We start from the raw sequence: 14,810 nt of genomic DNA on the forward strand, positions 1-14,810 counted from the left end.
GCGGCCGGGTGCGTTTCGGCTACTCCGAAGGTGACGGCGTTCGACGGGGCAGACGCACCGTGAACGTCGTTCCCTTGTCCGGTGCACTGCGCACGTGCACCGTGCCGCCGTGCGCGCTGACCAAGGCCTGCACGATGGGCAAGCCGAGTCCGGTGCCGCCGCTGGCACGTGCGCGGGAAGTATCGGTGCGATAGAAGCGCTCGAAAATTCGCTCGGCCTCCTCGGGCGGCAGGCCGGGTCCGGTGTCGACCACATCGAGTGCCACGTGGTCGGGGTCGGGAGTCAGCATGACCGTCACCACCGCGTCGGGCGCGGTGTGCGTCACCGCGTTGTTGAGCAGGTTTGCCAAGATTTGGCGCAGCCGCGCCTCATCGCCGACCACCTCCAACGTTCCCTGGCCCGGTTCGACTTTCAGTTCGATGGTGCGCGAGGGTCCCTCGGTATGCGCGGCGGCGACCACCGCCCGCGCATTGTGCACGGCGTCGCTGGCGACGGCGAGCAGGTCCACCGGTCCGAGCTCCAACGGACGCTGCGCATCCAGTCGTGCCAGCATCAGCAGATCTTCGACCAGCACACCCATCCGCTGGGATTCGTGCTCGATGCGATCCATGAACATTCCCGGGTCGGCCGTGGCGCCCTGGCGATACAGCTCGGCGAACCCGCGGATAGTCGTGAGCGGTGTGCGCAGTTCGTGACTGGCGTCGGCGACGAACCGGCGCATACGTTGCTCGGACCGCCGTGCCGCTTCCTCCGACGCCGCGGTCGCGGTGAACGCGCGCTGGATCTGCGCCAGCATGCCGTTCAGCGAGCGCGACAGCCGGTCTACCTCGGTATTATTGCCGCGCACCGGGACTCGGCGATGCAAGTCGCCTTGCGCGATCGCGGCGGCGATGTTCTCGACCCGGCGCAGCGGCCGCAGGCTGCGCCGAACCACGAAGTACGCGATCACCGCCAGCGCGCCGAGCACGATCAGTCCAACGACCAGTTCCAGCATCAGCAACCGGTGCACCGTGTCGGTGTTCTGCGTGAGCGGCAGCGCCACAGTGGTGGTCCGGTCCGGTGTCCGTACCGTCAGTACCCGCCAGTCGATCGGGCCGCCGTTCACGGAGCCGACCGTGACGGGTCCGGCCGGCGGCGGGTCCGGCACGGCGGGTTCGGCGTCGACGCCGAATGCCTGGATGACGAACGACCGTCCGTCGGTGCTGTGCACCCGGACGTAGAACTGGCTCGGCGCGTGGCGCGGGTCCGGCGGCAGCACCGGCGGTGGCGGTGTCCGCCGCCGGGACCACTCGACCGCGCCCTCGCGTAGTTGCTGGTCGGTGCGGTTGGTCAGCTGCTGCTCCATGCTGGAGGTGACCACCATGCCGGAGATGAGCAGGCCCAGGCCCGCGGTGAGGACCAGCAGCACCATCAGCGTCACCCGCAGCGGGATCGCGGACAAGCGGCTGGAGGCCTTCGCGCGGGCCGTCGCGATCCGACCCGGGATCATTTACCGCCCGACCGGCTGCGGTTCGGTGCGCGCATGACGTACCCGACGCCGCGTAACGTGTGGATCAGGCGGGTGTCACCGGTGTCGACCTTCTTGCGCAGGTAGGAGACATAGGTTTCGACGACGCCGACCTCACCGCCGAAGTCGTAGCGCCACACGTGGTCCAGGATGCGCGGCTTGCTCAGCACCGTGCCCGCGTTGACCATGAAGTAGCGCAGTAGCGTGAACTCGGTGGGGGATAGGGCGACCGGCTCGCCCCCCTTCCACACCTCGTGGGTGTCGTCGTCCAGCTCGATGTCTTCGAAGCTGATCCGCGCGCTTTCCCGTTGTGGTGCGCCGTGGCCCGCGCGGCGCAGGATGACCCGCAGCCGGGCCACCACCTCTTCCAAACTGAACGGTTTGGTGACGTAGTCGTCGGCTCCGAGGGTGAGGCCGGTGATCTTGTCCTGGACGTCGTCGCGGGCGGTCAAGAAAAGCACCGGTGCATCGATACCGTCGGCGCGCAGCCTGCGCAGCAGACCGAAGCCGTCCATCCCCGGCATCATCACGTCGACGATCAGCGCCTGTGGCCGGAAGGTGCGGGCCTTGTCCAACGCTTGTGCGCCGTCGGCCGCGGTGTCGACCTCGAAGCCCTGGTAGCGAAGGCTCACCGCGAGTAGTTCGACGATCATCGGCTCATCGTCGACCACCAACACCCGTGCCTCGGGTGTGGGCTCGGCAGGCACACCAGTCATCGCTACATGGTTCAGCACACTGCTGCGAAGTTCCTGGACACAAGCTGGGTGTTTCCTGTGAAGCGCAGGTCAGCGTGACGGTGTGCGAGATTCCGGATAGATGTCCTCATCGGTCAGCAACGCGCTGCCCGCGACCTGGTCCTGTGCCAGCGCGTCGAGGAACGCTCGTGCCCAACGGTCCACGTCGTGGGCGAGCACCTGACGGCGCAGCGAGCGCATCCGCCTCCGCCTGGTGTCCCTGTCGTCCTCCAGCGCGGCGACGATCGCGTCCTCCACACTGTCCAGATCATGCGGGTTGCAGAGATAGGCCTGACGCAATTCGGCTGCGGCACCGGTGAATTCGCTCAATACCAGGGCGCCGTTGAGCCCGCTGTGCGAGGCCACGTACTCCTTGGCGACCAGGTTCATGCCGTCGCGCAGCGGCGTCACCAACATGACGTCGGCGGCCACGAAGAACGCGATGAGTTCGTCGCGCGGGATCGGTCGGTGCAAGTAGTGCACCACCGGGTAACCGACCCTGGCGAATTCGCCGTTGATCCGGCCGACCTGACGCTCGATATCGCCGCGCATCTGGATGTAGCTCTCGACGCGCTCGCGGCTCGGGGTGGCGAGCTGGACCATGACCGTCTCCGTCGGATCGACCCGGCCGTCGGCCAGTAACTCCTCCAACGCGTTGAGCCGGATATCGATGCCTTTGGTGTAGTCCAGCCGGTCGACGCCGAGCAGGATGTTCTTCGGATTGCCCAACTCGGCCCGAATCTGCGCGGCGCGCTCACGCACCGACCTGCGCCGGGAGTGCTCGTCGAGTTCGGCCGAGGAAATCGAGATCGGGAACGCGCCTACCCGGACCGTGCGGAACCCCACCTGGACGACACCGAGCTTGGACCGAACGCCGACGGAACCGCGCGACGTCGGCTGGCCGGCCAGTCGACGTGCCAGGTAGAGGAAATTCTGCGCTCCGCCGGGCAGGTGGAAGCCGATCAGGTCGGCACCGAGCAGGCCCTCCACGATCTCGGTCCGCCACGGCATCTGCATGAACAGCTCGACCGGCGGAAACGGGATATGCAGGAAGAAGCCTATGGTCAGATCGGGGCGCAACATGCGAAGCATCTTGGGTACGAGTTGCAGTTGGTAGTCCTGCACCCACACCGTGGCGCCCTCGGCGGCCACCTTCGCGGTGGCCTCGGCGAAGCGTCGGTTCACCGTGACGTAGGCGGCCCACCATCGCCGGTCGTAGACCGGGCGCACGATGACGTCGTGATAGAGCGGCCACAGCGTGCCGTTGGAGAAGCCCTCGTAGTAGTCGCTGACCTCTTGCGCCGACAGCGGGACGGGATGAAGCTCCAGACCATCCTCGATGATCGGGTCGACGTCGACGTCCGGGACCCCCGCCCAGCCGATCCAGGACCCCTTGTTGTTGCGCAATACCGGTTCCAACGCGGTCACCAGGCCGCCTGGACTGCGCTTCCATCGGCTGGTTCCGTCGGACAGGCGTTCGAGGTCGACCGGGAGTCGATTGGCGACGACGACGAAACCGGAACCCGATTCGGACGGGCCGGCGGCCGCTGCCGCGGTCTCAGTGGGTGAAGTGGATCTGGCGTACTCGGAGTCGTCGGCCGGGTTCATTTCACTCACGCATCCTTTGCGCGTTCGCGCGTTGCTGTATCCCCGCTGGAGTTGTGCCACCGACGTCACCGTTGACGTCGGAGATCAGGCTATTCGCCGCGCGTGCTCGGTCCGATCCCCAACATGGACAACAGCATCCGGCATTCGTCGGCATCCTCGGCGTAGGCCGCGACCACCCGCTGCGCCTGCCGCGCGGTCTCGTCGGCGAGCGGCTCCAGATCGTCGTCCGCGATGTCGTTCGTGCTGCCTTTCGCGCCCATATTCAAGTCCTCCCGGCTCAATGCGCTCGTACGTGCAAGTAGTCAATGGTATGCGACGCCCGGACGTTGGGTATGCGACGCCTGGACGTGCGTCCGTCCGGGCATCTGGCAGCGACGCGCCGCGATCCGGGCACCCCGGCCGGTGTGCTCGCCCGATGGGCCCCTATACCGTGGAGACGCAGCACCGACTCCACGAAAGGGGCGACATGCCGCTGGCCACGGTGAACGGAATTTCCCTCAACTATCAGGTGAAGGGCGACCGCACGAGGGGCACCGACATCAAGGGCTCCGCGCCACTCGTGGTGATGATCATGGGCACCGGAAGCCCGGGGCGAGTGTGGGAACTGCACCAGGTCCCCGCGCTGGTCGCGGCTGGTTACCGGGTGTGCACATTCGATAATCGCGGGATCGCGCCCTCGTTCGAGGCTGCCGCGGGCATGACCATCGAGGAATTGGTCGCCGACACCGCCGCGTTGATCGAATTCCTCGACGAGGGCCCCGCGCTGGTGGTGGGCACGTCGATGGGCGCGCGGGTGGCTCAAGAACTGACGCTGGCCCGTCCTGACCTGGTAAGCAAGGCGGTGTTCATGGCGGGCCACGGGCGGCTCGACCAGTTCCAGCGGACGCTTTCGCTCGGGGAGCACGAGTTGGACGCCAGCGGCGTACAACTACCGCCGAAGTACGAGGCCGCGATCACCGCGGTGATGAATCTCTCGCCCGCGACCATGGCCGAGCCGAACGCGGCCCGCGACTGGCTCGACCTATTCGAGTTCACCGGCGGGCCGGTGCCGGCGGGCATCCGCGCCCAGCGCAAGATGGACCACGATTTCGACCGCGTGCAGGCCTACCGGGCGATCCGCGTACGGTGTCTGTCGGTCGGGTTTGCTGATGACCGGATGATCCCGCCCTACCTGTCCAGGGAGATCGCCGAGGTCATTCCGGGCGCGCGGTACCAGGAGGTGCCAGATGCCGGACATTTCGGGTATCTGGAAAGGCCGGAGGCGGTCAACAAGATTCTGCTCGACTTCTTCGCGAGCTGAGGCGAGTCGGTCGAGGGAAGAGTCGAGGCAACCGCCCAGGCGTAACGTTCTGCTTGCTAGGGTCGAAATAACGCTCGAGGTCCGTCGGCGCTCGCGGTTGAAGTAACCCGGCGCCGTGCGATCCTTGAAGCGATCCCGTACATAGTGCCAGTATCCAGTGAGGTGAAATGAGCACCAACCCCTTCGATGACGAAGACGGCCGCTTCTTCGTTCTGGTCAACGACGAGGAGCAGCATTCGCTGTGGCCGGCGTTCGCAGAGGTTCCGGCCGGATGGCGAGTCGTGTTCGGCGAGGAAAGTCGCGCCGCCTGCGTCGAGTATGTCGAGAAGAACTGGACCGACATGCGTCCGAAGAGCCTGCGCGACGCGATGGCCGCGGACGACGCGGCCCGTCAGGCCGCACAACAGTCCTGATCTGCGGTAGCCGATACTGCGCCGGGACCGCCGCTGCGTGATGCCGTGAATCCGGTGTCACGCAGCTGGCGTGTCCGGCTATGATGGCAACCGCTTTTCCGCCTCCTTAGCTCAGTGGTAGAGCACTCGCCTTGTAAGCGAGCGGTCGTCAGTTCAATCCTGACAGGGGGCTCCACTATTGACCTTGCCGCGTTGGCTACCCGGCAGCGAATTGCCGGGTGCGGCCGTCGCGGTTTGTCGGAGACGTGGTCAACGGCGAGTTGGACTGATCGATGAACATGTTCGCCGACCGGGTCGACGGTGTCGGCGAGGGGTGTCATAGAACCCGCGCAGGGACGAAGTGCTTCGCCGCGATCAGCACCTCCATGGCGGCGCGTTTGGCCGCGCAGCTGTCGGCGTCGCAGTCGATGAGGTCCTGCATCACCTCGTGGGCCTGCTGCAGGCTGTAGATTCGCTCGGGCGCAGTATGGCAACCACCGAAGTGGTCCAACGCGTACGGAAGGCCGACGAAGATCACCCAGCCGAGGAACGCTACCGCTGCGACGACGATCAGAAGTGTGACGTGTTCGGACATCTCGTACCCCTGGTGCGATCTGGTGTGGTTGGTGGGCACCCGACGCCGAGGACTCAGCGTTCAACCCGGCACCGGGTACTGGATTCAGGTTCAACATTCCGATCCGAGCGTTGCGGACCGAGCTGGAATCCCATCTGGCGAAGGAAGTTACTGAGCACCTTGTGAACTCGGGCGGACTGCACTCGCGCGGATTCGCCGCATGGTGTGGTGTCGGTCGGTAGCGCCGCGACTCTCGCACCAGATCGCCGCGGTGCGGCGGCGTCAGAGTGCGGATTTGGTTGGTTCGCGTCGTGGCTGGGATCGTCGCTGTGGCCCCAGTTGATCCCCGCCGTTTCGGTTGTCAGAACGCGGGATTCACTCCGGTTCGGTCGGGGTCGTGCTGAGTGAGCAGATCTGCCACCCACGATGGCCGCTTCGCTTTCTGCGGTTGTGCCAGAGCCTGTTCGATGAGGAGGGTCTGCAAGACTTCTTCCAAGTCTGACCGCGCGTACTGTGCTTCGGCGGCCGCGATGGCTGCTGTGAAGGTGTTGCGGAGTTCTGGTGGGCCGTACTCGATCACGACGCCTCGTCGCAGATAGTGGGCGATGGGGCCGCGCCGTTCGGCAATGCCCGGCGAGGTGTGCAGCGCGATCGCCTCCCAGATGGGATCGACCCTCGCCGCACTCCAACCACGTTGCTGCAGGAACTCGGCCGCAGCGTCGGCGCCCTCGATTTCGAATCGGGAGGGGCCGTTGTACAGGTCAGCGGTACCGGAATCGTGGAACAGTGCGGCAAGGCACAGCGATTCGGCATCGAGCTCGGTCGCTCCGTCACGCCGAGCTGCTTCCCGACCCAGCAAAAACGTGCGGACACTGTGGTTGTAGATCTGTGGATGCACGACCGCTCGGATGTGTGCGGCGGCGTCCTCGACATGTCCGGAATCGGGTATCGAAGTATTCATGAATTGCGCTCACAAACTTCCGTGTTCGATGGCGGCCAGCAGCTGATGCAAGGCCACGGCGTCGCTGAAGGAAGGGGCTTCGGCGGTGCCATACTGCTGGTCGTGGGCGAATGCTCGGTACAGGTTCGCCACATTCTGCGCCGGACCAGCCAGTCCGAGCTCGGGATAACGGTCCGGCGTGTCGATCGGAACGACTCGTGTCGCGGCGCCGTTCGCGCCGGCCAGCACCAATTCGATTGCCTGCAGGTTGCCGTTGGGCAAGGGGCTGGACACCAACAGGTCACCGTCGGTGCCGTTGACTTCCCAGCGCAGATCGCCGGCCCGGGACAAGCCACCCCGATAGAAGACCGAGGCGACCGCGCCGCTGCGCAGCCCGGCGGTGATAGCGATCTGATCGGGAGCGGTCACCGGAATGACAGCATCGTCGCCGACGCGAACGGTGTCGCGTCCCACCGCGATGGTCGAGGTGATCGAGTCGATGTCACCGAGCACATGGGTCACCGCGTCGAGGGCGTGGCCGATCGACACGGACAAGGTGGTGGCGCCATTGCGCGCGTCGAACAGGTACGCGTGCGCGCTGTCGGTGCTGGGACCCCATGCTTGTCCGGAGCCGATGAGTGTGGTTGCCAGTACTCGTCCGATGTACCCCCGCTCGATGAGCTCACGCATCGTGCGCACTGCCGGGGCGAATCGCGCTTGCAGGCCGATGAGCGTCGCAACGCCGGCCGTCGCGGCCGCGTCGGCCAGATCTTGGGCTTGGTCGAGGCCGACGCCGAGCGGCCACTCGCTGAAAAGCATCTTGCCGGTGGACAGTGCTCGGCCGAGGAGCTCGTGGTGATCGGTCACCTTGACGGCGACTACGACCAGATCCACGTCGGGATGCTCGATGAGGTTGCGCGCGTCGTCGAACGCATCGACTCCCCAGAGGTCGGCGGCACGCTGAGCCGACGACGGCCGACTGGTCGCCACGGCGCGTAACTCGTACTCCGGCAGCGCCCGCAGAGCGGGAACGTGCGCCGCCGCCGCCCACCCGCCGTCCGGGCTCGCGCCGATAATCCCTACCCCGATCGGTCTCATGATATTTCCTTTCCTGTCGTCAGTCGAAGAGCAAGACGAGCCTGCCGCGGATACCGCCGGCTTCCAGTGCGCGGTGCGCCGCGGCTGCTTCGGCCGCCGCGTACGTTCGCGCCACTCGAAGGGTCAACTTTCCCTGTTCTGCCTGAGATCTCAGCTCGTCGAGTTTGTCGTGGGCATGGGTATAGTCCGGTACCCACACCTCCCGAACGGTGATGTCGCGCGCTTCCCGCAGCGGTGCGTTGCCTCGCTCTGCCTTTCCGCGCACCACCGCGATCTGCCCACCGTCGCGCACCGCGGGCACGACATCGTCTCCCTGTAGTGCTGCGTCTATGACCGCAGCGACACCCTCGGGCCACCACTGCCGGATACGTTGTCCCACATCGGGGCCGCGAGCGACGATTTGATCAGCGCCCAGTGTGGCCACCAAGGTCTCGTCGGCAGCGGCGGCATCGGCGATCACTCGCAGCCCGTCCGCTTTCGCCAATTGAACGGCGTACCCGCCGACTGATCCGGCAGCGCCGGTGACTGCCACTGTTTCCCCAGGACGCAGATGCAACATGTCCAAGGCCCGGCGAGCGGTCAGCCCGTTCATCGGCAACGTGGCGGCCTCGGCGTGCGTGGCGCCGGCCGGTGCCAGGGCGACCTGGTCGGCCTCGACGACAAGGTATTCGGCGTAGGCGCCACCGGTGGCGTCGATGGGCATGACGACGGCCATCACGCGGTCGCCGACGCGCAGATCGGTCCGGGCGCCGGGCCCGATCTCGTCGACGATGCCGGCAGCCTCCATACCAGGGCGATAGGGCGGGACGAGAGGCGCCGCGCGCAGCAGTTCGTCGAGATCACCGGCGCGGAGCAGCGTGTCCCCCGGATTCACTGTTGTGGCGTGGACACGGATGCGGATCCGGCCTGGGCCGGTACTCGGTCGGGGAACGTCGACAAGCTCGAGGACGTCGGGACCGCCGTACTCGGTGACAGCGACCGCCTTCATTGTCGGCGCGGTCATGCCGTTCGGGTCCGCAGTGTGTCGCGGCTGGTGAGCTGGAGCATTGCTACTGCCTCCTACGTCGGTGTTCGGTAGTCATCGCGGATGTCGGAGACCGAGGTCGCTGCGACCCGAATGTCCCTGAGCCGGGGTTGGTCGTTGCCGCGGCGCAACCTGCCGCCGGTGGTGATCGCGGCCCCTGTGAGAGACCGGTACCGACGACGTCGAACCGAGTCGGTTAGATCGCGTGATCTCTCTAGTCATCTTCGCGGCGGACCGGCATCAGCGGATCCGCCACCGGACAGTCCGACTGGCCAGTCTCGGGTGCGGCGGTACTGCTGTCGGGCGTCGGAGCAGTGCGTCGACCCACGCTAGCCGGCTCGCTCCGCGGGCAGCGCACGGTCGAGTTGGCCACGCGAACTGATGCCGAGCTTGGCGAATACCTTGCTCAGGTGGTACTGGACGGTGCGGGCGCTGATGAACAGGCGACCCCCGATCTCCGGGTTGGACAATCCCGCGCGGGCAAGCCGTGCCACCTGGGCCTCCTGGGCGGTGAGTTGTTTATCGTCCACGGCGTGCGCGCTTGCGCGCATCGTGTCGCCGGTCGCGTTCAGTTCGCGCCTGGCTCGCTCGGCGAATGCTGTCATGCCCATCGCGACGAACAGGTCATGGGCGGTACGGAGCTGTGCGCGGGCATCGGTACGGCGGCGTTCTCGGCGTAGCCATTCCCCGTAGACCAGGTGGGCGCGGGCCAGTTCGGCGTGCATTCGGGTTCGATCGAGCCGGACAATCGATTCGCGGTACAGACGCTCGGCGGTAGCCCCAACGCTCAGCAGCGCGCGCGAACGCGCCCCAATGCCCAGCGCCCATTCGGTGCCGCTGGCACTGGTCATCTCGCCGAGTCGGCTGAGGGCATCAGCGGCCACCTCGCTCGCACCACTTCGGGCAGCGGCCTCGACGAGCTCCACGAGGGCCCAGTTCGTCGCCGCCAGCTCGGGGGCGAACGCGGCGGCGCGTTGGGCGGCGTCGAGGGCTCTTCGGTAATCGCCGGTACCGTTGTACAGCACCGATTCGGCCCACCACGCGACACTGACGCCGTTTCCCTCACCGCGCGCGGTCACCTCCCGCACGGTGGCTTCGATCAGCGCTGATGTTTTCTTCTGCTCGCCGCGCAGTGCCGCCAAACCCAGCGCCGCGTAGGGCGCGAGGCTGCTCCTGGTCGCGTCCTGCGCGGCCTGTAATTCCTCGACCGCTGCCGCCGCGCCGAGCAGGTCCCCTTCGAACAGCAGCGCGACACCGTACGAGCTCAGCGCGACCGGAACGTCGGTAAGTGCGCCGGTGCCACGGGCAAGCTCCACATAGCGATGGGTGAGCAGGTGTAAGCGCTCGTCGTCCCACGCACTGTAGGCGGCGGTGGCCGCGAAAAGCACCAACCTCAGCTGCTCCGCCGCGGACATGTCGTCGAAAGCGGCCAGAGCGCTGCGCAGCGCGGGCATGGCGAGCACGTATCCCTCGGTGTAGTGCGCGGTCAGCCAATCGAGTAGCAGATCAGGAGGACTCGGGGCCCCGTGTGGGCGTGGCGCCGAGGCCGCCGCACGAGCAACCTCCAGCACGCTGGCACCGACAGCAAGGCGGCCGGCGAACATGGCGGCCAACATCGCGTCCAAGTAGGTGGCTCGCGACGCGGCGACATCGATCGACTCGAGCCGCTGGGCGGCCTGCAAAAGCAGTGGCGCGGCAGCGCTTCCGCGGTTGGTGACGAACGCGAGTCGGGCTCGCAGGACGTCGGCGCGGGCTCGCTGGAAATCGCTGAGTGATTCGGCCTCCGCCATCGCCAGCAGATCCAGCGCCCCATCGAACGCACCCGCCTGGATCTTGGCGGACGCGGCGCCGAGAGCCCGTTCGGCTCGCTGCGCAGGGTCGACAGTGAGTGTCGCCGCACACTCGAGAAATGCGGCTGCCGCGCCCACGCCACCGCGGGCCTGTGCCCGGCCGGCCGAGCGGTCGAGTTCTGCGGCGACGTCGTCATCGGGACCCGAGGAGGCGTGTGCTCGATGCCATGCCCGGCGGTCGGGGTCCAGTTGCGGATCGGTGACCTCGGCCAGGGCGTGGTGCACCTGCTGCCGGTCGCTCAGCGATCCCGAACGATAGGCCGCCGAGCGAACCAGTGGATGCCGGAACCGTACTCGGGTGGTGAAAGCGGCCAAATCTGCCTCGACCGCGCGCGCCGCTGCCTCCGGGCCGATTCCGAGCCGGCCGGCCGCACGCCACAGCAGCGCGGAATCACCGGTCGGCTCAGCTGCCGCGAGCAGCAACAGAAGCCGGGCCCGAGCCGGTAGCGCGTCGATCCGCGCGCGGAAGGTCTGTTCGAGGTCAGCCGAGAGCCGAACCGCGCCGGGAAGTCCGAACCCGCCGGCCGACTCCTCGGCCGTCAGCCCGTGCGGCAACTCCAGCAGGGCCAGGGGGTTGCCGCGCGTTTCGGCGACGATCTGGTCGCGGACCCGCGGATCCAGCGGTCCGGTCCACACCGCATCGAGCAATACCCGGGCCTCAGCTGCCCGCAATCCCCGGACGACCAGCGTCGGCAATCCAGCAAGCGCTTGGCTGGGTTCGCTGGCGGCGAACACCAATCCCACCGACTCCGCACCGAGGCGGCGCGCGACGAAGGCCAGGACCTGCGCCGATGCGCGATCGAGCCACTGCTCGTCATCCACAAGGCACAGCAACGGCCGCTCCTCGGCCACATCGGACAGCACAGTGAGCACCGCCAGCCCGACGAGGAAGAGGTCCGGCGCCGGTCCCGCGGTCATGCCGAACGCCGTGCTGAGCGCATCGCGCTGCGGCGTCGGCAGCTGTTCCAGCCGATCCAGCATCGGCAAGCACAGCTGGTGCACGCCAGCGAAGGCCAGTTCCATCTCCGCCTGGACACCGCCGATGCGCGCGATGCGGCACTGCGCGGCCCTGCGTGCCATGTACTCCAAGAGCGCGGTCTTGCCTACGCCCGGCTCTCCGCGCACCACCAACGCCCGGCTCGTACCAGCACAGACGGCGTCGACGAGTCGGTCGAGAATCGCGAGTTCGTCACGACGCCCGACCAACTCCACCGCAGGCCCACCTGCGGGAACACCGCTAGGCTGCACAACGCTGACGCTACCCGAGGGCTGACGGGTCGGCTGTCGAGTGCGGCCGACCGGGGTCGGGCCGACGCTCTGAACGAGGACCCAGCCGGCCGTGAGTTGGGGTCGGTCGTGCTTCCACATCTGTCCGGACCACTGCCACGCGACAGCACCTCCGAGACAGCAAGGTGCGGAATCCGCGGACCCGAGCCCGTTCGAGTCCGGACGGGATGCGGGTGAGCAGGCCGTGGATGCGTTGCCGGGACACAGCGCGGGCGTCGGATTGGTCGACCACGATCGACAGCGGCCCCTGGGCCGAGATTCGGCGGAACACCACCCGCAACCGAGACTCGCGGTCGGGCAGTGCCCTTGTCGTACAACCGGTTGCCGACCGTGTCGACACCGACCGTGTGATGCTCGTCTTTCACCTCGGCGCCGCAGAACTCGGTATACGACTGTGCCGCTTCGCAGCTCTCATCGCGCGAATTCATCGAACGGCCCGACTGATCCGGCCTCCACACCAAACTGCGGAAATATCGCTGGGCACAGCGCCGATCGTTCTGGATTCAGGCGGCCGAAACAGCCGGGCGCGCACTGCGCATCCGTCCCGCAGCCGGTCGGGCCGGCCGACGCGCACGGTGTCGACGACAGCGGCACCGACAACATCACGCGTGAATACCGGATCGGACACTTCATCAAAACTTCGGCATCCCCTGCGCGCCCCGCGCCGAATCATACGGTGTCGGGGCTGTTCCTCTGCCGAAAGTATTGAGATGTACACAGATAACGCGCTTGTGCCGACGCGCACGCGGACTCATACGAGGACGGTGTGCGATGCCTGAGCTGATCGACTTCTCCGCCGCGTTGATCGACCCGCAGGCGATCAAGGATGCCGGATATGCCGGTGTCATCGGCTACTTCAGCGATTCCCGACCGGGTACGAATTTCGGCGCCAAGCCGCTGACCCGTGAATACTGCGACCGACTGCGCGCCATCGGGCTAGAGGTGGTGAGCAATTATCAGTACGGCAAGGGCGACACGGCGGACTGGAAAGGGGGATTCGACGCGGGCGTCCAGCATGCCCGGATCGCGCTCGGCTACCATCTCGCCGCCGGGGGGCCACGGTTGCGGCCGCTGTACGCCCCGGTCGACGCGAACCCCTCGCTAGCGGAGTGGAACTCGTTGATCGCCCCGTTCTTGCGGGGCTGGGCCTCGGTGGTCGGCCTCGAGTGGACCGGCGTCTACGCCAACGCGCGCTGCATCGACTGGGCGCTGGAGGACGGCGTCGCGACCTGGTTCTGGCAACACAACTGGTCCGGCGACACCTCGATCAACGGGGATCATCCGTCTGCGCACCTGCACCAGATCCGCATCGACCGGGACGTGGTCGGCGGAGTCGGGGTCGACGTCGACAAGATTCTCGCGGCCGACTACGGGCAGTGGTCGAAAGCAGGGGCGCCGCAACCCGATCCGGACGCCGACAACAGGCCGAATTACCTCGAACTCGATCGAATGGGCAATTCGGCGTCGAGCCGCCACGGTGCACGAATCGTGAACTTCATACTGCACACGCAGGAAGGGAATGGGACCGCGGAGAGCCTCGCGAATTATCTCAACGATCCCAGCCATGGCGTGAGCTATCACTACACCCTTCGTGACGGCGTGGTCGTCGATGTCGTCGACACCGATTTGGCCAGCTGGTCTGTACTGGACGCGAATCCGTACACCATCAATCTCTGTTTCGCGGGCAGTCGCGCCGCGTGGAGCCGCGACCGGTGGCTGTCCATTCGCGACGATCTCCGGATCGCGGCATGGCTCGCGGTCCAGGATGCCCGCAAGTACGGTTTCGACACCTATGTCATCGCACCGCCCTATCAGCGGCGTTCCGGAATTTCCGACCACAAATATGTGACGGAGTGCCTTGGGATCGGCACGCACACCGATGTCGGCCCGAACTTTCCGTGGGATGTCTTCGCGCTCGACGTGCAGGCTTTTACCGCCGGCGAACCAGGCGGGTCACAGCCGAACGCGATCAACGATTGCGCCGCGGCGAGTCCATGGCTGGGCGCCCGGATCACTGTCGGCGAGATCGCGACTGCGGACGGCGTGGGCCGATTCGCCGAATTCGAACACGGTTCCATCTATTGGCACCCGTCGACCGGCGCCCACGCCATCCCGGAAACACTGTGGGGGAAATTCGAGGAACTGCGCTGGGAATCCGGTCCGCTCGGCTATCCGGTCACCGACCGCACCGTCCTGAACGGGCCGGACGGCGCGTGGTGGGGTGAGGTGCAAGGTTTTCAGGGCGGTGCGCTCTACCGCCGGGAACCGAACGAGGACGCCTTCTGGGTGCACGGTGCGATCGGCGACCGCTGGAGCCGCTCGGGCTACGAGAATGGTCCGCTCGGCTGGCCGAGCAGCGACGAAATCCCCTGGGATACCGGCGCTTATCAGGATTTCGAGCACGGCAGGGTGTTCTGGACTCCGCGCCAGACATTGGCGACGGTCTCGATCGGTGGTGTCGATCGACCCCTGCACGACCCGCAGGGGTGACATCAG

Annotated in this window: 12 protein-coding genes and 1 tRNA gene; 4 read left to right on the plus strand and 9 right to left on the minus strand. The window is 66.7% G+C overall.

Annotation, left to right across the window (positions count from 1 at the left end; translation table 11 throughout):
• Positions 1 to 19: 19 nt before the first annotated feature.
• From AB0C34_RS12535 to AB0C34_RS12550, 4 genes are all read right to left on the minus strand, one after another.
• Complete coding sequence (locus tag AB0C34_RS12535; RefSeq protein WP_357070524.1) at positions 20 to 1,489, minus strand: HAMP domain-containing sensor histidine kinase; 1,470 nt, start codon at positions 1,487 to 1,489, stop codon at positions 20 to 22.
• Positions 1,486 to 2,223 carry a response regulator transcription factor gene (locus tag AB0C34_RS12540; RefSeq protein WP_357070527.1) on the minus strand — a complete coding sequence of 246 codons (738 nt, stop codon included), beginning with the start codon at positions 2,221 to 2,223 and terminating at the stop codon, positions 1,486 to 1,488. Before AB0C34_RS12540 ends, AB0C34_RS12535 begins: the two co-directional genes overlap by 4 nt.
• A gap of 69 nt (positions 2,224 to 2,292) precedes the next feature.
• A complete protein-coding gene (locus AB0C34_RS12545) occupies positions 2,293 to 3,849 on the minus strand; it encodes a trehalose-6-phosphate synthase (protein WP_357071319.1) in 1,557 nt (518 codons plus the stop codon).
• 89 nt (positions 3,850 to 3,938) lie between these two features.
• Complete coding sequence (locus AB0C34_RS12550) at positions 3,939 to 4,109, minus strand: hypothetical protein (RefSeq protein ID WP_357070530.1); 171 nt, start codon at positions 4,107 to 4,109, stop codon at positions 3,939 to 3,941.
• Between the two features lie 206 nt (positions 4,110 to 4,315).
• On the opposite strand from AB0C34_RS12550, the gene AB0C34_RS12555 reads away from it, so the two are divergent.
• From AB0C34_RS12555 to AB0C34_RS12565, 3 genes are all read left to right on the plus strand, one after another.
• Complete coding sequence (locus AB0C34_RS12555) at positions 4,316 to 5,149, plus strand: alpha/beta hydrolase (protein WP_357071322.1); 834 nt, start codon at positions 4,316 to 4,318, stop codon at positions 5,147 to 5,149.
• 167 nt (positions 5,150 to 5,316) lie between these two features.
• Positions 5,317 to 5,562 carry an MbtH family protein gene (locus AB0C34_RS12560; protein WP_357070533.1) on the plus strand — a complete coding sequence of 82 codons (246 nt, stop codon included), beginning with the start codon at positions 5,317 to 5,319 and terminating at the stop codon, positions 5,560 to 5,562.
• A 100-nt stretch (positions 5,563 to 5,662) separates the two neighbouring features.
• Positions 5,663 to 5,737 (plus strand) — tRNA-Thr (locus AB0C34_RS12565).
• A 141-nt stretch (positions 5,738 to 5,878) separates the two neighbouring features.
• Here AB0C34_RS12565 and AB0C34_RS12570 read toward each other — a convergent pair.
• The 5 genes from AB0C34_RS12570 to AB0C34_RS12590 form a co-directional block, all read right to left on the minus strand.
• Entirely contained in the window at positions 5,879 to 6,136 is a 258-nt protein-coding gene (locus AB0C34_RS12570) for a hypothetical protein (RefSeq protein WP_357070536.1), read from the minus strand.
• A 340-nt stretch (positions 6,137 to 6,476) separates the two neighbouring features.
• Complete coding sequence (locus AB0C34_RS12575; RefSeq protein ID WP_357070539.1) at positions 6,477 to 7,076, minus strand: HD domain-containing protein; 600 nt, start codon at positions 7,074 to 7,076, stop codon at positions 6,477 to 6,479.
• 9 nt (positions 7,077 to 7,085) lie between these two features.
• Positions 7,086 to 8,153: a Gfo/Idh/MocA family oxidoreductase gene (locus AB0C34_RS12580; protein WP_357070542.1), complete on the minus strand. Its 1,068-nt coding sequence runs from the start codon at positions 8,151 to 8,153 to the stop codon at positions 7,086 to 7,088.
• Positions 8,154 to 8,172: 19 nt separating this feature from the next.
• Positions 8,173 to 9,141 (minus strand): NADP-dependent oxidoreductase, encoded by a 969-nt coding sequence (locus AB0C34_RS12585; protein ID WP_357071325.1) that lies wholly within the window; start codon positions 9,139 to 9,141, stop codon positions 8,173 to 8,175.
• Positions 9,142 to 9,506: 365 nt separating this feature from the next.
• Positions 9,507 to 12,275, minus strand: coding sequence for an AAA family ATPase (locus tag AB0C34_RS12590; RefSeq protein WP_357070545.1), 2,769 nt, complete (start codon positions 12,273 to 12,275; stop codon positions 9,507 to 9,509).
• An 810-nt stretch (positions 12,276 to 13,085) separates the two neighbouring features.
• Here AB0C34_RS12590 and AB0C34_RS12595 point away from each other — a divergent pair.
• Complete coding sequence (locus AB0C34_RS12595) at positions 13,086 to 14,804, plus strand: glycoside hydrolase domain-containing protein (RefSeq protein ID WP_357070547.1); 1,719 nt, start codon at positions 13,086 to 13,088, stop codon at positions 14,802 to 14,804.
• Positions 14,805 to 14,810: the final 6 nt, after the last annotated feature.

Origin of the sequence: Nocardia sp. NPDC049220 (assembly GCF_040647855.1) — a bacterium.
Taxonomy (GTDB): Bacteria; Actinomycetota; Actinomycetes; order Mycobacteriales; family Mycobacteriaceae; genus Nocardia.

Excerpts from the sequence above, each read along its gene's own strand:
- AB0C34_RS12540 (WP_357070527.1), bottom strand. The coding sequence starts at position 2,223 with ATGACTGGTGTGCCTGCCGAGCCCACACCCGAGGCACGGGTGTTGGTG.
- AB0C34_RS12585 (WP_357071325.1), bottom strand. The coding sequence starts at position 9,141 with ATGAAGGCGGTCGCTGTCACCGAGTACGGCGGTCCCGACGTCCTCGAG.
- AB0C34_RS12535 (WP_357070524.1), bottom strand. The coding sequence starts at position 1,489 with ATGATCCCGGGTCGGATCGCGACGGCCCGCGCGAAGGCCTCCAGCCGC.
- AB0C34_RS12560 (WP_357070533.1), top strand. The coding sequence starts at position 5,317 with ATGAGCACCAACCCCTTCGATGACGAAGACGGCCGCTTCTTCGTTCTG.
- AB0C34_RS12575 (WP_357070539.1), bottom strand. The coding sequence starts at position 7,076 with ATGAATACTTCGATACCCGATTCCGGACATGTCGAGGACGCCGCCGCA.
- AB0C34_RS12570 (WP_357070536.1), bottom strand. The coding sequence starts at position 6,136 with ATGTCCGAACACGTCACACTTCTGATCGTCGTCGCAGCGGTAGCGTTC.
- AB0C34_RS12580 (WP_357070542.1), bottom strand. The coding sequence starts at position 8,153 with ATGAGACCGATCGGGGTAGGGATTATCGGCGCGAGCCCGGACGGCGGG.
- AB0C34_RS12595 (WP_357070547.1), top strand. The coding sequence starts at position 13,086 with ATGCCTGAGCTGATCGACTTCTCCGCCGCGTTGATCGACCCGCAGGCG.
- AB0C34_RS12545 (WP_357071319.1), bottom strand. The coding sequence starts at position 3,849 with ATGAACCCGGCCGACGACTCCGAGTACGCCAGATCCACTTCACCCACT.
- AB0C34_RS12550 (WP_357070530.1), bottom strand. The coding sequence starts at position 4,109 with ATGGGCGCGAAAGGCAGCACGAACGACATCGCGGACGACGATCTGGAG.
- AB0C34_RS12555 (WP_357071322.1), top strand. The coding sequence starts at position 4,316 with ATGCCGCTGGCCACGGTGAACGGAATTTCCCTCAACTATCAGGTGAAG.